We start from the raw sequence: 20,823 nt of genomic DNA on the forward strand, positions 1-20,823 counted from the left end.
AGTTGTGTTGTAAGTGTTTGGTTGCGGTGGTTTGGCTTACAGATCAGGTTTGGCGATGCATGCTTTTTTATTTTAGTGTGCCCGATTGCGAGTTGCAACATCAAAGATCACAGCAGCTGCCAGTACAGCGCCTCTAGCCATGTATTGATAGGATATGCCGATGCCCATCAGGTTCATACCACTCGTTAGTGAGAGCATCACCAAAGCGCCGATAATCGACCCGGCTACTTTACCAATACCACCTGCTGGTGATACACCACCGATAAAAGCTGCTGCGATGGCGTCCAGTTCCCATAATCCACCGGCTGTCGTTGTAGCAGATTGTAAGCGGGAGGCGAACAAAATGCCCGAAAGAGCGGCCAGCATACCCATGGAACCGAACACGATATAGGTTATTTTTTTTACATTGATGCCACTTAACTCAGCCGCTTCCGGATTTCCACCGACGGCATAAATATGCCTGCCAAGCACTGTTTGTGTTGTGATGAAATGATAGATGATGGCTACTACCAGCACGACCACGGCCGTCCAGGAGAGTCCCTGGTATCCTGCGAGCAGCCAGGTGATACCGCCAATCAAGGCCGACGTGAATACCAATTTAATGATGAACATCTCCATTGGTAATACCTCAAAATTATAGGCTTGTTTCTTTTTGCGACTATTTATTTCGCTTATGATCAGTAGAACGATGGCAATTAATCCGATGATAAGAGTTAATTTATGTACGCCCGGTAAGATTCCCATTTCTGGAAGATCAGGGATAAAGCCATTTCCAATTGCGTTAAAAGTTTCGTCGGGGATCACGATAGTTCCGGTGCTTTCAGTCACCACTAGAATGGCGCCACGATAAATTAACCATCCAGCCAGTGTGGCAACGAAGGCGGGTATTTTCATTTGCGCCACGAGGAAGGCGATAATTACCCCAGCCAGAACTCCAAGCGCCAGGGTGAGAAGTATTGCCGGAAATACAGGCAAATGCCACTGTACCATTGCGATCGCGACAACGGCGCCAAGAAATCCACCAAGAAAACCGACAGATAAATCGATATGTCTGATCACGATGACCAAAGTCATGCCAATAGCTAGGACTGCTATATAGCCTGTCTGATTCACCAGATTGACAATGTTTCGTGATGAGATAAACGTGCCTTTTGTTGTGACCGTAAAGATGGCCATAATGACGAATAGGGCAATATACATGCCATATTCACGAATATTCTGCTGTAATAGTTTTCGGGCATTTTGGAAAAAAGACATTTGAGAACTCCTTAGTAGTTTGTTGCCAATTGCATAATTTTTTCCTGAGTGGCATCGCGAATAGCCAGCTCTCCTGCGATTTTCCCGGCTGAGACAACATACACCCTGTCGCTCATACCAAGAATTTCTGGCAGTTCGGACGAAATCATGATAATGCTCAAACCCTGCTCTACCAGCTTTGTCATGATCGTATAAATTTCATATTTGGCGCCAACGTCAATGCCTCTGGTTGGTTCATCCAAGATCAATAGGCTCGGTTTGACGAATAACCATTTACCTACAGACACTTTTTGCTGGTTTCCGCCGCTTAAGTTCGAAACCTTTTGTTCAACGGACGGCGTTTTTATATTTAAAGAGGACTTGTATTCATTCGCAACTTTAACTTCGGCGTTGTCGTTGACAATGCTTCGGGTTGCAATTTCCTTTAAATTGGCAAGGGTGATGTTTTGTTTGACATCCTGGATCAGGATCAGGCCATTGCCTTTTCTGTCTTCTGTTACATAAGCGACGCCCGCATTGATCGCATCTTCAGGATGCTTAAAGCGTTTTTTGCTTCCCAACATGGATAGTTCTCCGCTAATATAGTAGCCCGCAGGATTCCCAAATATGCTCAAAGCAAGTTCGGTGCGCCCTGACCCCATCAAGCCTGCAAGCCCAACAATTTCACCTTTGTTGACATGAAAATTAACATCCTTGAGAATGCTTCTGCCCAGATTAGGGTCATAAGCATTCCAATTTTCAACATTAAGTATGACTTCCCCGACTTTTCTTGTTTCCCTTTTTGGATAGATATTGTTGATTTCGCGCCCTACCATATGCTTGATCAGCGCAGTTTCCGAAACTTCACCTTTTTGAGCATCCAGTGTGCATATCGTCTGTCCATCGCGTAAAACTGTAACTGTGTCTGCTATTTTTATGACCTCTTTTAATTTATGGGAGATCAGTACGCAGGTAACGCCGTGATTTTTTAAGTCCCGTAACAGGTCTAATAGATTTTCGCTGTCGTCTTCGTTGAGTGCTGCTGTAGGTTCGTCCAGAATTAATAATTTAACATCCTTGCTGAGTGCCTTCGCAATTTCAACTAATTGCCTTTTTCCCACGCCCAAATCCCTCACTTTTTCGGCGAGGTTTACATTGAGTTTCACCTTCTTCAACATTTCGCCTGCGCGTTTGATGGTTTCATTCCAGTCGATAATTGAACCATTTTTGATCTCATGGCCTAGAAAGATATTCTCGTATACAGTCATTTCGGGGACAAGGGCTAATTCCTGATAAATAATGGCGACCCCGGTTTTTTCACTGTCGCTGATACCTCGAAAACTCTGTACTTTTCCATCAAAGACAATTTCACCCGTATACTCTCCGTGTGGATATACTCCGCTCAACACCTTCATCAGGGTGGATTTGCCTGCACCGTTTTCTCCAACCAGGCAGTGTATTTCATGTTCTTTTACTTGAAAGCTGACGTTATTTAAAGCTTTCACACCAGGAAATTCCTTGGTGATATTTTTCATTTCCAATATGGGGTTGGACATGGATACTCCAGTTTAAGAAAAGGAAGTGGTGGCTTTACTATTGAAATTGAAATATCGATCTCAAGGTCAGTTATTTTTAACCTTTTAATGATCCTGCAAGTAGCCCTCGCAGGAAATAACGACCCAGGAAGATGTAAACGAGTAAGGTGGGGAGTGCGGCGAGGAGCGAGCCAGCCATTTGTACATTCCACGAAATGATCTGACTTCCTGCCATATTGTTGAGCGCGACGGTAATCGGCCAATCACTGTTGCCAGTGAGGACAACAGCGAAGAGAAAGTCATTCCATGCGGAAGTGAATTGCCAGATCAAAACCACCACAAAACTCGGCATTGAGATCGGTAGAAGAATGTATCGATAAATGCCAAGCATGTCCGCACCGTCTATTTTCGCTGCTTCGAGTAGTTCTTGCGGCAGGCTGGCATAATAATTGCGGAAGGTGAGTGTGGTGATGGGAATACCATAAATGATGTGCGCCATTGCCAGCCCTGGCAAACCTTTGATGCCGACCATATTCATGAATTGCACGAGTGGAATAAGAATGCTTTGATAGGGAATGAACATCCCAAAGAGAATAAAGGGGAAGATCACATCTGCGCCGCGGAATCTCCACTTGGCAAGGATGTAGCCATTCACTGAGCCGAGTATGGATGAGATTAGTGCGGCAGGGATAACCATTGCGAAACTGTTCCACAACGATGGCGCAAGTTTAGAGTATGCTTCGATGTAATTGTCAAAGGCAATGCCATGCGGAAGATCCCACATGGTCTTCAGGTCTATTTCTGCAAAGCTTTTAAATCCCGTGATAATAATGATGTACATTGGAAGCAAATAGAAGATGGACATTAAGATCAATGGAATATAAAGCCAGTATTTGCCGAGGCGTAATTGGGTTTTCATTGTTCCGCCTCAATTTTGGTAGTGTAACGAATATAAGGAATAATAAGGACTGCAATGCTGATGAGCAGGAGAACGCCAACCGCCGCACCACGTCCGTAGAACAAACCGTCGAAAGTGATCTGCCACATGTAAATAGCTGGCACATCCAATGGAAGTTGTTTGCCTGCGATGGCGACGATTAAGTCAAAGACCTTAAGAGACATGTGGCCGAGAATAATAAGCGCGGAAAGTGTAACGGGGGAGAGCAGGGGCAGCATGATGTGACGATAAATTTGCAGTTCGTTTGCCCCGTCTATGCGTGCTGCTTCTTTCAGGTCTTCCGGAATGGCACGCAAACCTGCCAGATAAAGAGCCATTGTATAGCCGGACATTTGCCAGATAGCTGCAAGTGCAATGGCCGCTATACCCCATGTGGGAGTGGTATGCCATTGGTTCACAAGCGAATCCAACCCCATATTTGTAAACAATAAATTAAGCCCGCTGGTGCGAGAGCCTCCAGCAGGATTCATCAGCCAGCGCCAGACAACACCTGTGACAATATAGGAAATTGCCATGGGAAACAAAAATAAACTACGGAAGAAACTTTCCCCTTTCAAGCCCTGATCAAGCATTACGGCGAGAGTAAACCCCAACAAAATACTGCCAATAACAAATACCCCCGTGAAGATCAATGTGTTGCGAATATCTATTTGAAAGCGTGGGTCGGCGAAAAGGTCAAGATAATTTTGGATACCATTCCATGTGTAATCTGCGCTCAAGCCTTTCCATTTGCTCAGAGATACGCGTACTGACCAGCCTATAAATGCGTAGACAAAGATCAAAATGGCCAGAATGGATGGCGAGATAAGAAGGATATTTAGGTAACGATCTTTATCTCTTAACATGGAATGCCTCGATATTGGAATGGGCTAATGATAGTGGTTGAGGCTCCGTATCCATAGATCGTACGGAGCCTCAACGATTTTAACACTAAGATTTATTTATTTGCAGGGACCCGAGCTGGCACATGCGGCTACAAGGGCAGTTTGGAAGCCTTCCACGTTGCCGTCGGCAATATACAAGCCAAGTGCGGTGTCGATCTCTGTCTTCCAAGAGTCATTGGCTACTACACCGTGAGTCAAGGAACCAACTACGATGTTGGATGACCAATCATCCATGGCTGACTGGAGATATATACCGAAGAGGGACTTATCACAATCGGTGCGGGCACAGATCGAACCCTTGACAGGGTTAAACGCTTCCTGACCTTCCTTGGAACCAGCGATCTTCAACCAGGCAGTTGCAGCTTCTGCATCAGGAGCGCCAACCGCAAGTACGAATGAGTCGGAAAGGAATTGGAAGACGCCATCGCTACCGGGAGTGGCAGCCCAGCCATAGTCGGTGTTGGGGGCCTTGCCCAGTTCGCGGAAGTAGCCTTCAGCCCAGTCTCCCATCACATTGAACGCCGCGTCGCCATTGATGACGAGTTGCGCGGCATCCTGCCATGAAAGAGATGACGAATCGCTGTTGGCATAAGTCAATACTTTGGCATAATTATCCAAAGCGGTCTTGACTTCGGGGCTCGCCCAATCGGTGGTGCCATCCCATAAGCCATTATAGGCATCGGCACCAAGAGTGCCAAGCAAAACGGTCTCAAGCAGATGCATCTTGGTCCATTGTTCACCGAGGGCTAACGGCTGGACACCGGCGGCTTGCAAAGTGTCCATTGCAGAGAACCATTCATCCATGGTGGTGGGGACTTCAACGCCGTTGTCAGCGAGTACGGTGGGGTTGTACCAAAGTACATTGGCGCGGTGGATGTTAACCGGCACAGAATAGATGCTGCCATCGTTTGAGATGAGCGGGATGAGAGTTTCAGGCATAACATCAAGCCAGCCTTCGGCTTCATAGAGGTCATTCAGCGGTTCGATCTGGCCTCCAGCAACATATGTACCGATCAATTCCTGACCAGCATGACCTTGCCAGCTATCAGGCGGGTCGCCAGCTTGTAAGCGAGTAGCAAGTACAGCACGTGCATTGGTGCCAGCACCACCAGCAACTGCGGCATTGACGAATTCAATATCAGGATATTGAGCGCCAAATACGCCGATCATAGCTTCAAGACCAGCGGCTTCACCGCCACCGGTCCACCAAGAGAATACTTCAACTGAGCCGGTAGCAGCAGGAGGAACAGATGCGCCATCCAAGCCGGTGAAGTCGCTGGCGGGATAATAACCGGAGTCGATCAAAGCAGATTGAACATTTTCCTTGGTGACTGTAACAACAACGGTTGGGTTGGCAGGAACATCGATCTTGCCGTTGTTGTAGGAGTTCGATGCTTTAGGTGTGCCACCTTCAACGAAGGTTACAGCAGCGGCAATGGCATCATCAACCAGAGTGCGGACATCCTTGAAAACGGTCATGGACTGCTTGCCATCGATGATGTACTGGACGGAAGCTTTTTCAGCATCCTGACCGGTGACAGCATAGCTGGTGACATCTTTGTCAGCGCCGAAAGCATCGGCGATCGCGCGAGCGGTTCCGTCATTCGGGGCAAGGATGAAGACATTGCCTTTGTCAGCGGTCGCAGCTGCTGTGAGGTTGGCTTCAGCTAAATTCTTGGCGGTGTTGAAATCCCAGTTGGTCGTGACTTGACCAATGATTGCGGATTGTTCATCGCGGGTGAGGGTGGCTTTGTCCTGAAGTGCGACGGCTTCGCTAGAGTTCTTGATGACGAAAGTGCCGTCAGCGATCTTGGGCTGGAGTACATTCCAAGCGCCTTCAAAGAATAGGAAGGCGTTGTTGTCGGAGGCTGCGCCAGCATATAAATATAGAGGGTTGTCTGTGCCAGTGGCGTTGTCGACCAGGTATTGAGCCTGGGCGGCACCCACGGAAATGCTGTCAAATGTGACATAGAAGTCGACAGCGTCGGTGTCGCGGATCAAGCGATCATACGAGATCACTTTCACACCGGCAGCGCGCGCGGCTTCAGCAGCAGCACCAGCAGCGGCACCATCTTGCGGGGTGAGGATGATGACTTTGACACCTTTGGTGATCAGAGATTCGACATTGGCTTTTTCTTTTGCAGAATCACCCTGACTAAAAAGAATCTCCACATCGTAGCCAGCTGCTGTCAGTGCGTCTTTGAAACGGGTTTCATCCTGCACCCAGCGAGGTTCATCTTTGGTCGGAAGTACGATACCAACTGCGAGTTTGGTGGCTGATTCGGTTGGCGCAGTGGGACCACAAGCGGCGAGCGCCATGGAGACAAGCACCAAAACGCTCAACAATGTAAACAACTTTTTATTCATTCTTCTCTCCTTACGTAGTTTTTTCTTGATGGTTAGATGACAATTGTCTGTTTGAATGTGGGTATTTACCGGCTTTTGCAATCACCTCCTTTTATGATAAGACAAAAAAAGCGAAGTATTTACGTTCAAAACGAACGTAAATACTTCGCTAATGGCATACTTGGAAACGAATAAGTTCATGAGTATATCCATAAAGAATTGACCAGGAAAACTGCCTTTGACGAATTCGAATGTAAAGCTGGATATGAAATTGATTTTGAAAGCTAAGGTTTAGTTATAATTCTTATACCTTGATCTGACGATTGGATGGCATAGTTTCACCATAAAGCCACCAAACTGCTACCTTAATTGAGTATATAGTTTATCAATCAGATTGTGCATGTCTTAATCCCCCAATTTCATGAGTGTAACCCCCCTTTTTTAATAGGGGAAATCCCCTAATTTACCGTTGCCAAATGTGTTTCGATTTTCTGGTTAGGAATTCAGGCTGTGATAAGTGGGTATGGACTGGGTATCTCCACTTGAAGAATTGTGCCGTTTCCTTTTGAAGATTCTATATTCATAACCCCGCCCAGCAGGGCAACACGTTCACTAATGCCGACAAGACCGAAATGCTTGTTCAGAGAAAGGGAAGCCAGATCCGTTGGGACTGGTAAACCCTGGCCATCATCTTCCAATCGCACTAATATGTTGGTGGATGAAGTCCGTTGCAGAGAAAGTCTGACATGGTGTGCCGCTGCGTGTTTGCGAATATTGTTCAGTCCTTCCTGCACAATGCGGAAAATTGACAATTCTATTGTTTCAGGCAAACGTCCCAGCGTTGGGTCGATTTCCAGTTGAAGTTGAATTTCGTTTCTTTCCACCCACTCATGGGCAAGCGAATCGATCGCCGCTGTGAGCCCGTGATGATCAATTGTCGGCGGACGCAGGTCACTGCACATCTCTCGCAATTCCCCAACCAGATTTCGAATGCCCTGTCGGATGGCGGCTACATCCTTTTGTAAAGCCGGTGATCTTTCCAATTCCTCGATCTCCTCTAAATGATAACCGAGCCCCAAAAGGTCTTGAATGATCTGATCGTGTAATTCCCGCGCAAGTACTTTACGCTCCTCTTCTCGTTCGGTTATTAAGCGTCGTTGAGTGGCTTGCAGTGCGGCATTTAGTTGATCCAGTGCCACGAGTTGATTGCCGAGGCGCTCGACCAGTTGTCGGTTTTGAGAGTTGCGAGCCTCCAAACTTTCCTTCAAGGATACCTGGGTTTTGCGTAATTGCTCAGATTGATGTTGAGCAGAATGGTAACTTTCCAACGCCCAAATAAGAGGGGAGACCTGCTCTTGTCCGGACGACCCTACGATTAACTCAACAATCTCGCGTGGTGTTGACTCTGCTGTTCGACGGTCGGCTACCAACCTGCCTTCGTACAAAACAATAATTCGATCTGTGACCGTAAACAAGTGTTTAAGATCGTCGCTGCTTATGATAATGGATGTGCCTTGGGCAGCCAGCTTTTTGATTTTATTCAACAGGATCTTTTGGCGCTGGAAACTTAATATTGGGATAATGTCATCCAAAAGCAGGAGGCGGCTGGACCTGTTAAGGGTCCGCAGCAACATAACTACTTGTCGCTGTTCATCAGAAAGATTACCGACCGATTCATGTGCCAGATCTGGCGAAAGTTCAAATTCAGCCAATAGCTCTCGTGCGACATCTACCATGCGGGCCCAGTCGATGACACCGAATTTGGAAAATTTCCTTATCTCACGCCCTAATAGAATGTTTTCCGTTACATTGAATTGTTCCACCAAGCCAGAAGTACGACGGGTTGTTTCGACATTGGAATCACGGTCTAATAGGAGGTTGGCAGAGAAGTCGAACCAGTTAAGCAGACCAGCCGTCTGGTATACGGTTTCAATTCCAAATTTTTGCGCTTGAATGCGGTTTGAAAACCTGCGGTGTATTCCATCAAAGTTGATCGTGCCGGATGAGGGTGCCATGGCTCCATTTAACAGATGGAATAAAGTTGACTTCCCCGCGCCTTGACGACCCACAAGGCCTATTACCTCACCTTGTGCAAGTGAAAAGGACACATCCTTCAAAACAGGCAGGCGATTAAAATTCTTTGACAAATTTTCGACACGCAATAGAGGTTCAGCCATGACTTATTTTAACCTGAATTCTTCGATAATTAACCGAATGGAACTCGCCAATAAATAGATACTGGTCAGGGATTGTCAGTTAGGGCATAATAGCTTTATGCCCCCCATAAGAGTTTTATTGGCTGACGACCACACCGTGGTTCGCGCCGGTTTGCGGAATGCGCTTGAAGTATTACCTAATTTGGAAATATTAGGCGAAGTTGGAAACGGCCATGATTTGATGGAAGCATTGGCCCGCATTCGTCCCGACCTTCTGGTCATGGATGTGAGTATGCCTGATTTTGAGCCGATTTCAGCCGTTCAAAAGATTAAATCCGAGTATCCGAATATAAAAATCCTGATAGTCAGCGCATATGACGATGAATCCTATGTCGTGGGGTTGTTAAGAGCCGGGGCCAACGGATATCACATGAAAGATCAACCCTTGGCTGACCTTCAGCTCGCAGCTCAAAGGATTTTGAGTGGTGAACGCTGGATCTCTGGCAGTTTGATCGATCGGCTTACAAACCGCCATCCCGCCTCCTCGCTTCCCAATACACCCTGGCTTACACGCCGACAGCGCGAATTGTTGCGTTTGATTGCCCAAGGGAGTGACAATCGCAATATTGCATTAACCCTGGATCTAAGCGTCAAGACCATTGAAAACCATTTAACAGCTTTATATCGGGTTTTGGGTGTCGATAGCAGGCTAAAAGCATTGAATTATGCATTGCGCCACCCTGAATTGCTGGCTTCAAGTGGACAGGAAATGGTTGAAACGGAGCCTGCTCAGATTGAGCATGCCCTTAGTGTTCTGGTTGTAGATGACAACACCCGTTACCGTCAGCAGCTTAAAAGGCTGATCGGCAAGATATACCCTACTTCCATGCTTTATGAAGCTGAAAATGTATTCGAGGCTTTGAGCCTGGGAGAACAGGTAAAACCTCAACTTGCGTTCATTGATGTCGTTTTGCGGGATGAAGATGGAATACTGTGTGCACGTCGACTGCGCACGATTTCACCCTTGACACGGATTGTAGTCATTAGTGCCTATCCAGACCGCGAATTCCGAAAGCAGGCATTGTCGGCCGGAGTCATTGCCTTCCTGGATAAAAAGGACCTTGACACAGCCTCCATGCGGCAAGTGATTGAAGATGCTCTCCGATAGGGCGTTTGGAAATAAAAGACACAGGCAATTAATTGCCTGTGTCTTTTATTTAATGATATGAGGTCGGTTTACTTTTTGCCCAACGCATCCCATCCCGCATAATGCGCTTCACTTCCCAATTCCGCTTCGATGCGGAGGAGTTGATTGTATTTCGCAACTCTATCGGAACGGGCAGGAGCCCCAGTTTTGATCTGACCCGTGTTGAGCGCAACAGCCAGGTCAGCGATGGTCGCGTCTTCAGTCTCGCCGGAGCGGTGAGATGTGACCGCGCGCCAGCCTGCACGCTGACAGAGATCCACGGCTTCGATGGTCTCAGTGAGTGACCCGATCTGGTTAACCTTGACAAGCAGGGCGTTGGCAGCGTTTTCAGCGATTGCTCTGCGAACGCGTTCTGGGTTTGTTACCAGCAAGTCGTCGCCGACGATCTGGCATTTATCACCAACGGTTTTGACCATCAACTTCCACGCATCCCAGTCATCCTGAGCGAGACCGTCTTCGATGGAAACGATGGGATAGTCCTTGACCCACTTGGCCCAGAACTCAACCATCTGTTCGCCAGTCAATTCCTTGCCTTCCTTGCGAAGGTTATATTTCTTGGTCTTTTCATCATATAGCTCAGAAGCAGCAGGGTCGAGTGCGATGGCGACCTGTTGACCGCGGCCGGCTTTGAATCCAGCTTTTTCGATCGCAGCGAGGATCAATTCAATAGCTTCGTTATTGGCCTTGAGTGCGGGTGCATATCCGCCTTCATCGCCGACGAGAGCGCCGTATCCCTTTTCCTTCAAAACTGATTTAAGGGCATGGTAGATTTCCGCGCCCCAGCGTAAACCTTCAGAGAAGGAGGGTGCCCCGAAAGGCATCACCATGAATTCCTGCATGTCAGTGCTTTGCCAACTTGTGTGTGCGCCGCCGTTCATGATGTTCATCATCGGGACGGGAAGCACATGCGCATACACACCGCCGAGATAGCGATACAAAGGCATACCGTACGAATTTGCCGCGGCTTTTGCAACTGCAAGGCTGACGCCCAAGATCGCATTTGCGCCGAGCTTGGCTTTATTGGGGGTGCCATCGAGGGCAAGCAATTCATTGTCAATTGCCTTCTGGTCTGAGGCATCCCAGCCGAAAAGCGCGTCTGAGATCACGCCGTTCACGTTGGCTACCGCCTTGGAGACGCCCTTGCCGAGGTAGCGTTTCTTGTCGCCATCACGCATTTCCAATGCTTCGTGTTCGCCTGTGGAAGCGCCGGAGGGAACCGCTGCGCGGCCCATTGCGCCGTCCATCAAAACCACTTCTACTTCTACGGTAGGGTTGCCGCGTGAGTCGAGGATCTCGAGTGCGGAGATGCTTTCAATTGTAGTGTCCATTACTGACTCCTGTTAGTGTTTGTGAAATTACGTATCAAGTATAATCGCATTTTGTATGGAGTTGCCACCTTGAGTGCCCAGCAGGATTTTGACCCGCGCGACCGAAAAAAATACTACCTGGAAGAAACCCCTGTCAGAAAATTTTTGCTGTATCTTGTACGTTCCGTTTTTCATACCATGATGGTGATGAAAGTGGAGGGGAGGGAGAATTTTCCACTCGATGGGCCTGTCATCATCGCCGCCAATCATGTGACCAATTTCGATGTGTTTCCCATGCAGTTCGCTGTTCCGCGTGCGATCTGCTACATGGGCAAGGCTGAATTGTTCAACACCCCGCTCGATCCGCTTTTGCGTGTGCTTTGTGCCTTTCCCGTCTATCGCGGCGAAAAAGATGAATGGGCGGTACGCCATGCAGAAAAAGTACTGACACACGGACACACGCTCGGAATGTTTCCCGAAGGGAAACGCTCAAAAGGCAGGGGCCTCGGAGTTGCAAAAACAGGCACAGCCCGACTGGCGATCAAAATGAACTGCCCGATCGTGCCGATGAATGTGATCGGTACCGACAAATTTTTCAAGCGATTTCCCGCCCGTTCAAACGTGACCATCAAACTGCTGCCACCTATTTTGCCGAATCCAAGCGATACGCCGCTTTCTCTTACCGACCGCCTGATGTTCACCCTCGCCAATGGGCTGCCTGAATCCATGCGCGGGGTGTATGCGGAAATGCCAAAAGGATTTGGAGTTTGACTGGGATATAATCTCAAAAAATCGTACGAGACGGAGCTAACATCATGACGCAAGAAGGCTTGGGGAAATCCAATCCCGCTCAAAAGAAACTGATCCCGTTTTTATGTTATGCAAAAGAAAACCAGATGGTGATTCGTGAATTCAGTCAGCGCTTAAAAGCTGAAGGCTGGATCGATCCGTGGTTTGACGAGGAGGATATTCTGCCTGGGCAAGTCTGGCAGGATAGTGTCGTTACTGCTGTCAGACAATCACATGCGGTGATCGTCTTTCTTTCTGCAGTGGCGGTGATTTCTGAAGGTTTCTTCCAAAAGGAATTGAAACTTGCCCTGGATACCGCCGCCGAGAAACCAGAAGGGACAATTTTCATCATTCCCATCCGCATTGACCATTGCGAAGTCCCGGAAATGCTGACGAAATATCAATATGTGGATTATTTCGGCGATATCGAGCAAAGGACGCGGGTGTATAACAGTTTGATCGCATCCTTGCGGAATCGCGCGGATAATTTGGGGATCTTTTTGTAAGACAAATCAATGGCTGTTCTACAATATCGTGCCATTTAGTTAACATAACTGTAAAGGGGAAAAAGGACCTGTCCCCTTGAATTATTTTTCAGACCGAGTAAAATAAGATCAATCTTGGGAGACCTTCCCCGGAAATTCTAAAGAAAGGAGACACACCACCATGTTATTTTCACCCAAGGAAAAAGGTCAGGGTCTTGTTGAATACGCTCTAATTCTCGTTTTGGTCGCCATCGTTGTGATCGCCGCTCTCATGATTCTCGGACCGATCATCGGCAACGTATTCAGCAAAGTCAACTCCAGCCTCAGCACCGTGTAATATACACGTCAGTTTTACAAAAAATCCCCGTCGCAAGGCGGGGATTTTTGTTTTCGGGCTGAGTGGAGACAGTTTTTTTGCGAACGAAGCCGAAGCACGGGCTGATAAAAAGCACACCTCACCATGAAAGGTGGGACGCGCTCCGTACTCACAATAAAACGCGGAAGTCTCCCCAAAAAGACCTCCGCGCCACTTTGCATTTTCCAATCCCCACTTTCTTTCTTCCCCGTTACTTTTTCGCCCGTTCCTTCGCCGCCTTCAACAGCCCCACAAACAGCGGATGTGGCCGCATGGGGCGCGACAAAAACTCAGGGTGGAATTGACTTGCCACCATGTACGGATGATCGGCCAGTTCGACGATCTCAACCAATCTATTATCGGGAGATAAACCAGAGAAGATCATGCCGCGCTTTTCGAAATCGGCGCGGTAGGAATTGTTGAATTCAAAACGATGACGATGCCGCTCGTCCACTTTGGCGACTCCGTAAACGGTGGCGGCCTTCGTCCCTTTTTGGAGCAGGCATGGGTAAAGTCCGAGGCGCATGGTTCCGCCCATGTCGGTGATCGAGCGCTGGTCGATCATCAGGTCGATCACAGGGTGTTCCGTGCCCCGATCAAATTCAGAGGAGTTTGCTTCTTCAAGATCAAGCACATGACGGGCGAAATCAATGCACATCACCTGCATGCCCAAACACAGACCGAGATATGGCACCTTGTTTTCGCGGGCGAAGCGTGCCGCCATGACCTTGCCTTCAATGCCGCGCGAACCGAAGCCGCCGGGAACAAGCACCGCATCCGATTTTTTGACGATATCCCAACCCTTGTCTTTTTCGAGGTCGGCAGAGTGGACCCAGTTGATTTCCACTTCCACGCCGTTTGCGAGCGCGGCATGTTTGAGCGCCTCTCGCACCGACATGTACGCATCCTGCAGTTCAACATATTTACCGACCAGTGCAACTTTCACTGTGGGTTTCGGCTTGCGGACATCATCCACAAGTTTTTTCCATGGACGCATATTTGGTTTGCGTTTTGCCTCAAGGCCAAGTTTTCCAAGGACCAGTTCGCCCACGCCGAGTTTTTCGAGGAGAAGCGGAACTTCATACAATACATCCGCCGTTTTCATGGGGATGACCGAATCTTTTTCCACATCGCAGAAGAGTGCGATCTTTTCGCACAAACCTTTGTCTACATCCTGATCAGCGCGCGCGATGATGATATTCGGCGAGATACCGATGGATCGCAATGCGGCGACTGAATGCTGAGTGGGTTTAGTTTTGATCTCACCCGTTGCGCCGATGGTGGGGAGCCAGGTTACATGCACGAACAGACAATTCTCACGTCCCACTTCGTTGCGGAGTTGACGCAGGGCCTCAAGAAACGGCTGTGACTCGATATCGCCGACCGTGCCGCCCACTTCAAGGATCATGATCTCTGCGCCAGTCTCTTTTGCGGCGAGACCGATGCGGCGCTTGATCTCGTTGGTGATGTGCGGGATGACTTGGATCGTCCCGCCGAGGAAATCACCGCGGCGTTCCTTGGCGATGGTCTCCGCATAGACCTGTCCCGTAGTGAAGTTGCTGACTCTGGTCAGGCGGTTGTCGATGAATCTTTCGTAGTGACCCAGATCCAGGTCGGTTTCTGCGCCGTCATCCAGCACATACACTTCGCCGTGTTGGTAGGGCGACATCGTGCCGGGGTCAACATTGATATACGGGTCCAGCTTTTGCACCGCGACATTGAAGCCGCGCTCCTTAAGCAGCAAACCCATTGCGGCGGCGGTAACACCCTTGCCAACCGATGAAACAACTCCGCCGGTGAAAAATAAATATTTTGTGGTCATGATTTTTTCCTTTTCTCATCCCTCTTCCATTTGGGAGAGGGGTAGGGGTGAGGGTAACAAAGAGAATGGGGAGGGCGTTTAAGCCCTCCCCATTTGGGGTTGCGAACAATTTGGGTGGTGGAATTTCTTTCTGTTCATCCGACCAGTTTTACAAGGTCTTCAGCGGCGCGCCGCATCTCGAGGAAGATCATGCCAAGTTTGCCGTCCTGACGCGACATTGCGGTAAGCACGGCTTCTTCGCCGATGGCGGTCAACACAATGGCGCCCTTATCGCCTTTGATGTAAACCTGATCCAGACCGCCGCGGCCCAACTCGCCGGAAATACGCTCGCCGAGGCTCAACATCGCCGCCGACATGGCCGAAACACGATCCTCTTCCACGCCTTGTTGCAAGGCAGAAGCCATAATGAGGCCGTCTACAGAAACAACGGCAGATGCTTCAATGTCAGGTGCTGCTGCCTGCATGTTGCGCAGGCGTTCCACCATCTGATCAGAACGTGATTTTGCCATAACTCAGTCTCCTGGATAAACGGGTTTCCCCGCCGTTGGTGTTTGATTGGCTGAGTGTACCAGAAAAATATTCATTCGAGAATTGCTCCCACATTTCAATAATGTCATTGCAAGATTTGGCGCGCCTCCTCGCAATTTCGTAACGAGATTTGACCCTGACCTCCCTTCATGTTAAACTTGCTGATTGCCATGCTGAAGCTTCCTGTCATTTTTGCACTCTTTTTTTGGCTTCAAGCCGAGACGATTTCCATCACATCCCCGCAGCCCGGTGACACGCTCCGCGGGCAGGTGGAAATTCTTGGGAATATGGATGTGCCGAACTTCGCCTCTGCGGAACTGGCATTCTCCTACGCGTCCAACCCCGCCGACAGCTGGTTCACCATCCAAACATATCCTCAGCCCGTCCAAACCCCCACCCTCGCCGTTTGGGACACGACCGCTGTAACCGATGGTGAGTACATTCTGCACCTCCGCGTATTTCTTTTGGACGGTTCCTCGCAGGATGTCATCGTGTCGGATCTGAAGGTTCGCAATGAAGAACCCATCACGACCGTGACCCCGACATCCACCGAAGCAGTTGAATTTTTTGTGACGAGTGCGCCGCCCACATCCACCCGTCAGCCTGAGCCGACCCTGCAAACATTCTCGTCACCTACGCCCATGCCGCCCAACCCCGCGTCGGTAACTTCCTCTTCGATCTACGTCAATTTTGGGCGCGGCGCGTTAATCGTGTTGGTGCTGTTCTTTTTCGTTGGCATCATCTTTAGATTCAGGAGCAAGGCATGATTCGTCCGCGCGCTTGTGCGGCCATCATTCAAAATGGAAAAATTCTGATGGTGTTACACCGTTCTCCCACAAGAGAATATTGGACTCTGCCCGGCGGTGGAATTGAAAACAACGAGATTCCCGAACAAACCATTGTCCGTGAAGTGAAGGAAGAGACAGGTCTCGATGTGAAAACTGGCAAATTACTCTTTCTCGAACCACCCGAGGAATATTGTTTTTCAGCCGAGTTGACGGCTTCATCTGATCCTGTGCTTGGTTATGACCCCGAAGAATGCGACTTACCAAGGATAAGTCAACTCCTGCAGGATGTAGCCTGGCTTGACCTGAAGGAAATGCGAGAAGACAGACAGGTATTGAAAGTGATTTCCGCACTTGGAATTGAATTATGACAGAAAACACCTACCTCATCATCGGCCTCGGCAACCCGGGGCGTGAATACAAAGACACCCGCCATAACATCGGCTTTATGCTCATTGACCAGGTTGCGGTGCGGCTCAACGCGCGCGGCATGAAATTGCAAGCCAAAGCCATTGTCACCTCTGCGCTTTACGAAGAGCGGAAGATCATCCTCGCCAAGCCGCAGACTTACATGAATCTCTCAGGTCAATCGGTGCAGGGACTTTTGCACTTTTATAAGATTCCCATCGAAAACCTGCTTGTCGCCCACGATGATCTGGATATTCCCTTCGGCACAATTCGCATTCGCCCGGGCGGCGGCCCCGGTGGTCAGCGCGGAATGGCATCCACCATTGACCACCTCGGCACAAAAGAATTTCCGCGCCTGCGCCTCGGCATTGGCCGTCCCCCTGGCCGCATGGACCCGAAAGATTATGTTCTGCAAATGTTCTCGAAAGACGATATGAAACTCCTTCCCGAGGTCCTTGACCGTGCCGCAGATGCTGCGATGGAATTTGTGATGATGGGCCTGAACTCTGCGATGAATAAATTCAATGGAGAAGTGAGTAAGTAGTAAGTGGAAAGCGCTAAGCCACTTTCTACTTTTCAGTTCAATTCTTTCTGCTTTCGTCTATCTTCTCAAACTTATGCAACCTCTTCTTTCACACGTCCGCACACTTCCCGCTTATCAGCAACTGTTGACTGAACTCAACGCAGGCAAAAACCTTTCGGGGCTTGGCTTGCCGCGTTCTGCGCGCCTGCCTGTGCTGGCCGCCTTGCAAGCGGACTTGAATCGTCCCATTCTGCTCATCACCGACCGCGCCGACCATGCACTTTCCCTTTTTGACGAACTTGATTTTTGGATCAAGTCGCCGCGGCTGTTGTTTGCGGAGCCGAATCCTTTGTTTTATGAAGAGGCCGCTTGGGGAGTTTCCACGCGCCGTTCGCGTTTGCAAACGCTGACGATGCTGGCGGCCTATCATCTGCCTTTTGTCAAAAAGCCCGAAGTGCCGCCGATCATCATTGCGTCGGTGCGCTCGCTGATGACACGCACCCTTCCGCGCCGCGACTATCTCAAAGCGTGCAAAAAACTGTCAGTAAACCAGCGCATCCAACCCGATGGATTGATCCGTGAGTGGGCGAGGATCGGTTATCAGCGGGTGAACACTGTCCTCGAACCTGGTCAGTTCTCCCATCGCGGCGGTCTGCTCGATATCTGGCCTTCCACTGAATCAAATCCAGTGCGCCTTGATTTCTTTGGCGATGAGATCGAAACCATCCGTCAGTTTGATCCCGCTTCACAGCGCACGATCGAAAAACTTGATCTCATCCTCATCACGCCCGCGCGCGAATATTTACAGCCCGAAGGCGATACCTCCGAAAACCTCAGCGAATTTCACATTCCGCTTTTGCATTCGCAGCCTGCGTCGCTGCTCGATTATCTTCCGCCGCAATCGCTGGTGTTGATGGACGATGTCAGCCTTGTGGAAACGATGGCGAATGAGATCGAAGAGCAGGCGGTGAAATTTAGAAGCGAGAGCATTGCCGAAGGCACGCTTGCATCGGCTTTTCCTGTGCCGTATGTGCCGTGGTCAGACTTGAATGACGACGTGCACCACATGCCCTGCCTTGAGTTGGGACATTCGACGGAGATACTCGAAAGCGATACAAGCATTGATATCGCTTCGAATTTCGGCCACGACGAACGTTTCGGCGGCAGGCTCAAGCCTTTCATTGATTATCTTGCGAGTGTGCTTGAGCGTAGTGAACAGGTATACATCGTTTCGCGCCAGACTCCGCGTTTGCGCGAGTTGTGGTTTGAGCATTATCCAGACTCGGAGCCGAATCATCTTGAATTTATCGAAGCCTCACTTTCTGAGGGCTTCACGTTTCAAACCACGCATCTCATCACCGACTCGGAGATCTTCGGTTGGGAACGGCCTCAACCGCGCATCCGCCAGAAACAAGTGGCAGAGACGCCCGAATCGATCTATGCGGACCTGCAAACAGGCGACTATGTCGTCCATGTGGATCACGGCATTGGACGATTCAACGGTCTCATTCACCGACAGCTGGACGGCCACGAAAGAGAGTATCTCACCGTTGAATACGACCGCGGCGACATCCTCTACGTCCCCGTTCATCAAGCGGATCGACTCACACGCTACGTCGGCGCTGAGGGCGGCTCGCCATCTCTTGACCATCTTGGCGGGCAGGCCTGGCAGGAGACGAAGGCTAGAGTCAAAGAGGCCGTACAACAAGTCGCGGAAGACCTCCTTGACTTGTACGCGCGCCGCCAGGTGGTGGAAGGTTATTCTTTCAGCGCCGATACGCAATGGCAAAAAGAACTCGAAGATAGTTTCCCTTACGTGGAAACCGAAGATCAAAAACGCGCCATTCTCGATATCAAACGGGACATGGAACGTGCCCGCCCAATGGACCGCTTGTTGTGCGGCGATGTGGGCTATGGCAAAACGGAAGTTGCTCTGCGCGCCGCGTTCAAAGCCGTGATGGATGGCAGGCAGGTAGCCGTGCTTGTGCCGACCACGGTTCTGGCACAGCAGCATTTCGAAACCTTCTCGCAAAGGCTGGCGGCATACCCCGTCAAAGTGGAGATGCTCTCGCGTTTCCGTACCCACCGCGAGCAGACCGAGATTTTATACAAACTCGCCCTCGGCGAAGTGGATATCGTCATCGGTACGCATCGCCTGATTTCTGCCGACGTAGAATTCAAAGACCTGGGGTTGGTGGTCATTGACGAGGAACAGCGTTTTGGCGTCACGCACAAGGAACATCTCAAGAAACTCCGCACCGAAGTGGATGTGCTGACCCTCACGGCCACGCCGATTCCGCGCACCTTGTACATGGCCCTGACGGGGGTACGCGATATCTCCAATTTGAACACCCCGCCCGAAGAACGTCTGCCGATCGTCACGCATGTCGGGCCATACTCTCCGCGTCTGGTGCGGCAATCCATTTTGCGCGAATTGGAGCGCGGCGGACAGATCTTCTTTGTCCATAACCGCGTGAATACCATCGACGCGATGAAGGCGCACCTCAATAAACTCGTCCCCGAAGCGCGTGTGGATATCGGTCACGGTCAAATGCCTGAAGGTCAACTGGCAAGTGTGATGCACCGCTTCACAAATGGTGAAATTGACATCCTGCTTTCCACGACCATTATCGAATCGGGCCTTGATATTCCCAATGCCAACACCCTCATCGTAGACCGCGCCGATACCTTTGGCCTTGCCCAGCTGTATCAATTGCGCGGACGTGTCGGTCGCGGTGCGATGCGTGCCTATGCCTACTTCTTCCGCCACAACAAAATGTCGCCGACGCAGGAAGGCCAGCAAAGGCTTGAGGTCATTGCCGAAAATACCCAGCTTGGTGCGGGCTATTCCATCGCCATGCGCGATCTGGAAATTCGCGGCGCAGGCGAATTGCTCGGCACACGCCAGCATGGATACATTCAATCGGTCGGTTTTCACCTTTACACAAGAATGCTCGCCGATTCGGTCCGCCGTATTCGCCTGTTGATGAAAGACAATCTGGAAATTGATCTTTCTTCATCTTTTATCCTTCAAAATTCATCCTTCAACTTGCCCCTTTCCATGCCCGTCAATGTTGATCTGCCTGTCGCCGTCGGCATTCCCAGCGATTACATCTCCGATCAGGATTTGCGTTTGCGCCTATATCGCCGCATCGCCGACCTGCGCGACGAAACCGAACTAGATGCGCTCGGCTCCGAGTTTCGTGATCGCTTTGGTCACTTGCCTGAAATGGTGCAAAACCTGCTGTATCAAATGCGGGTGAAACTCCGTGCTGAAAAGGCGGGATTGTCCTCGGTGAACTGGGAAGCGGGGCAGATCCTGCTCAAGTATCCCGCACCCGCTGAAGGCGCGGAGCCGAAGCGTTTGCTTGATCTAGGAGAAGGCATCCGTGGCGGCAAATCCGCATATTGGGTGACGGTCGCAAAAGATGAAGCGTGGACCATCCGACTGCTTGATGTATTGGACCGATTGCTCAAAAGCCCCGCTTCTTAATTTCCC

The 20,823-nt window shown here is 49.8% G+C and carries 17 protein-coding genes and 1 pseudogene; 8 read left to right on the forward strand and 10 right to left on the reverse strand.

The genetic code is table 11. From position 1 onward, the window contains the following. Positions 1 to 72: 72 nt before the first annotated feature. From IPI86_RS18945 to IPI86_RS18975, 7 genes and pseudogenes are all read right to left on the reverse strand, one after another. On the reverse strand, positions 73 to 1,257 hold the full coding sequence (locus tag IPI86_RS18945; protein ID WP_345299581.1) for a sugar ABC transporter permease: 1,185 nt from the start codon (positions 1,255 to 1,257) through the stop codon (positions 73 to 75). An 11-nt stretch (positions 1,258 to 1,268) separates the two neighbouring features. Continuing rightward, a complete protein-coding gene (locus tag IPI86_RS18950; RefSeq protein WP_345299582.1) occupies positions 1,269 to 2,792 on the reverse strand; it encodes an ATP-binding cassette domain-containing protein in 1,524 nt (507 codons plus the stop codon). 76 nt (positions 2,793 to 2,868) lie between these two features. After that, on the reverse strand, positions 2,869 to 3,690 hold the full coding sequence (locus IPI86_RS18955) for a carbohydrate ABC transporter permease (RefSeq protein WP_345299583.1): 822 nt from the start codon (positions 3,688 to 3,690) through the stop codon (positions 2,869 to 2,871). Beyond that, positions 3,687 to 4,574 carry a sugar ABC transporter permease gene (locus IPI86_RS18960; protein WP_345299584.1) on the reverse strand — a complete coding sequence of 296 codons (888 nt, stop codon included), beginning with the start codon at positions 4,572 to 4,574 and terminating at the stop codon, positions 3,687 to 3,689. The genes IPI86_RS18955 and IPI86_RS18960 overlap by 4 nt, the downstream gene beginning before the upstream one ends. 96 nt (positions 4,575 to 4,670) lie before the next feature. After that, positions 4,671 to 5,783 (reverse strand): ABC transporter substrate-binding protein, encoded by a 1,113-nt coding sequence (locus IPI86_RS18965; RefSeq protein ID WP_345299924.1) that lies wholly within the window; start codon positions 5,781 to 5,783, stop codon positions 4,671 to 4,673. A 90-nt stretch (positions 5,784 to 5,873) separates the two neighbouring features. After that, positions 5,874 to 6,980: pseudogene (locus IPI86_RS18970) on the reverse strand (sugar-binding protein); the annotation flags it as partial. Positions 6,981 to 7,462: 482 nt separating this feature from the next. Then, positions 7,463 to 9,136: an ATP-binding cassette domain-containing protein gene (locus IPI86_RS18975; protein ID WP_345299585.1), complete on the reverse strand. Its 1,674-nt coding sequence runs from the start codon at positions 9,134 to 9,136 to the stop codon at positions 7,463 to 7,465. A 118-nt stretch (positions 9,137 to 9,254) separates the two neighbouring features. Between IPI86_RS18975 and IPI86_RS18980 the strand changes: the two genes are divergently transcribed. Beyond that, the gene (locus tag IPI86_RS18980; RefSeq protein ID WP_345299586.1) at positions 9,255 to 10,283 is read left to right on the forward strand and encodes a response regulator; all 1,029 of its coding nucleotides are present in this window, start codon (positions 9,255 to 9,257) and stop codon (positions 10,281 to 10,283) included. A 68-nt stretch (positions 10,284 to 10,351) separates the two neighbouring features. Here IPI86_RS18980 and eno read toward each other — a convergent pair whose 3' ends face one another. Then, on the reverse strand, positions 10,352 to 11,650 hold the full coding sequence (gene eno, locus IPI86_RS18985) for a phosphopyruvate hydratase (RefSeq protein WP_345299587.1): 1,299 nt from the start codon (positions 11,648 to 11,650) through the stop codon (positions 10,352 to 10,354). 21 nt (positions 11,651 to 11,671) lie between these two features. Here eno and IPI86_RS18990 point away from each other — a divergent pair, with 21 nt between their 5' ends. From IPI86_RS18990 to IPI86_RS19000, 3 genes are all read left to right on the forward strand, one after another. Then, positions 11,672 to 12,400, forward strand: coding sequence for a lysophospholipid acyltransferase family protein (locus IPI86_RS18990; protein ID WP_345299588.1), 729 nt, complete (start codon positions 11,672 to 11,674; stop codon positions 12,398 to 12,400). A 44-nt stretch (positions 12,401 to 12,444) separates the two neighbouring features. Then, a complete protein-coding gene (locus IPI86_RS18995; protein ID WP_345299589.1) occupies positions 12,445 to 12,924 on the forward strand; it encodes a toll/interleukin-1 receptor domain-containing protein in 480 nt (159 codons plus the stop codon). A gap of 160 nt (positions 12,925 to 13,084) precedes the next feature. Continuing rightward, complete coding sequence (locus tag IPI86_RS19000; protein WP_345299590.1) at positions 13,085 to 13,240, forward strand: Flp family type IVb pilin; 156 nt, start codon at positions 13,085 to 13,087, stop codon at positions 13,238 to 13,240. A gap of 229 nt (positions 13,241 to 13,469) precedes the next feature. Here IPI86_RS19000 and IPI86_RS19005 read toward each other — a convergent pair whose 3' ends face one another. After that, complete coding sequence (locus IPI86_RS19005) at positions 13,470 to 15,080, reverse strand: CTP synthase (RefSeq protein ID WP_345299591.1); 1,611 nt, start codon at positions 15,078 to 15,080, stop codon at positions 13,470 to 13,472. 134 nt (positions 15,081 to 15,214) lie between these two features. Beyond that, on the reverse strand, positions 15,215 to 15,589 hold the full coding sequence (locus IPI86_RS19010) for a roadblock/LC7 domain-containing protein (RefSeq protein WP_345299592.1): 375 nt from the start codon (positions 15,587 to 15,589) through the stop codon (positions 15,215 to 15,217). Positions 15,590 to 15,778: 189 nt separating this feature from the next. Here IPI86_RS19010 and IPI86_RS19015 point away from each other — a divergent pair, with 189 nt between their 5' ends. From IPI86_RS19015 to mfd, 4 genes are all read left to right on the forward strand, one after another. Beyond that, on the forward strand, positions 15,779 to 16,375 hold the full coding sequence (locus IPI86_RS19015; RefSeq protein WP_345299593.1) for a hypothetical protein: 597 nt from the start codon (positions 15,779 to 15,781) through the stop codon (positions 16,373 to 16,375). After that, positions 16,372 to 16,764 (forward strand): NUDIX hydrolase, encoded by a 393-nt coding sequence (locus IPI86_RS19020; protein WP_345299594.1) that lies wholly within the window; start codon positions 16,372 to 16,374, stop codon positions 16,762 to 16,764. Before IPI86_RS19015 ends, IPI86_RS19020 begins: the two co-directional genes overlap by 4 nt. Then, positions 16,761 to 17,345 (forward strand): aminoacyl-tRNA hydrolase, encoded by a 585-nt coding sequence (gene pth / locus IPI86_RS19025; protein ID WP_345299595.1) that lies wholly within the window; start codon positions 16,761 to 16,763, stop codon positions 17,343 to 17,345. Before IPI86_RS19020 ends, pth begins: the two co-directional genes overlap by 4 nt. A 73-nt stretch (positions 17,346 to 17,418) precedes the next feature. Next, a complete protein-coding gene (gene mfd / locus IPI86_RS19030) occupies positions 17,419 to 20,817 on the forward strand; it encodes a transcription-repair coupling factor (RefSeq protein ID WP_345299596.1) in 3,399 nt (1,132 codons plus the stop codon). Positions 20,818 to 20,823 lie beyond the last annotated feature (6 nt).

It is taken from the genome of Candidatus Villigracilis affinis (assembly GCF_016705895.1).
Lineage (GTDB): Bacteria > Chloroflexota > Anaerolineae > Anaerolineales > Villigracilaceae > Villigracilis > Villigracilis affinis.

Excerpts from the sequence above, each read along its gene's own strand:
- IPI86_RS18945 (WP_345299581.1), bottom strand. The coding sequence starts at position 1,257 with ATGTCTTTTTTCCAAAATGCCCGAAAACTATTACAGCAGAATATTCGT.
- IPI86_RS18950 (WP_345299582.1), bottom strand. The coding sequence starts at position 2,792 with ATGTCCAACCCCATATTGGAAATGAAAAATATCACCAAGGAATTTCCT.
- IPI86_RS18955 (WP_345299583.1), bottom strand. The coding sequence starts at position 3,690 with ATGAAAACCCAATTACGCCTCGGCAAATACTGGCTTTATATTCCATTG.
- IPI86_RS18960 (WP_345299584.1), bottom strand. The coding sequence starts at position 4,574 with ATGTTAAGAGATAAAGATCGTTACCTAAATATCCTTCTTATCTCGCCA.
- IPI86_RS18965 (WP_345299924.1), bottom strand. The coding sequence starts at position 5,783 with ATGATCGGCGTATTTGGCGCTCAATATCCTGATATTGAATTCGTCAAT.
- IPI86_RS18975 (WP_345299585.1), bottom strand. The coding sequence starts at position 9,136 with ATGGCTGAACCTCTATTGCGTGTCGAAAATTTGTCAAAGAATTTTAAT.
- eno (WP_345299587.1), bottom strand. The coding sequence starts at position 11,650 with ATGGACACTACAATTGAAAGCATCTCCGCACTCGAGATCCTCGACTCA.
- IPI86_RS18995 (WP_345299589.1), top strand. The coding sequence starts at position 12,445 with ATGACGCAAGAAGGCTTGGGGAAATCCAATCCCGCTCAAAAGAAACTG.
- IPI86_RS19000 (WP_345299590.1), top strand. The coding sequence starts at position 13,085 with ATGTTATTTTCACCCAAGGAAAAAGGTCAGGGTCTTGTTGAATACGCT.
- IPI86_RS19005 (WP_345299591.1), bottom strand. The coding sequence starts at position 15,080 with ATGACCACAAAATATTTATTTTTCACCGGCGGAGTTGTTTCATCGGTT.
- IPI86_RS19010 (WP_345299592.1), bottom strand. The coding sequence starts at position 15,589 with ATGGCAAAATCACGTTCTGATCAGATGGTGGAACGCCTGCGCAACATG.
- IPI86_RS19015 (WP_345299593.1), top strand. The coding sequence starts at position 15,779 with ATGCTGAAGCTTCCTGTCATTTTTGCACTCTTTTTTTGGCTTCAAGCC.
- IPI86_RS19020 (WP_345299594.1), top strand. The coding sequence starts at position 16,372 with ATGATTCGTCCGCGCGCTTGTGCGGCCATCATTCAAAATGGAAAAATT.
- pth (WP_345299595.1), top strand. The coding sequence starts at position 16,761 with ATGACAGAAAACACCTACCTCATCATCGGCCTCGGCAACCCGGGGCGT.
- mfd (WP_345299596.1), top strand. The coding sequence starts at position 17,419 with ATGCAACCTCTTCTTTCACACGTCCGCACACTTCCCGCTTATCAGCAA.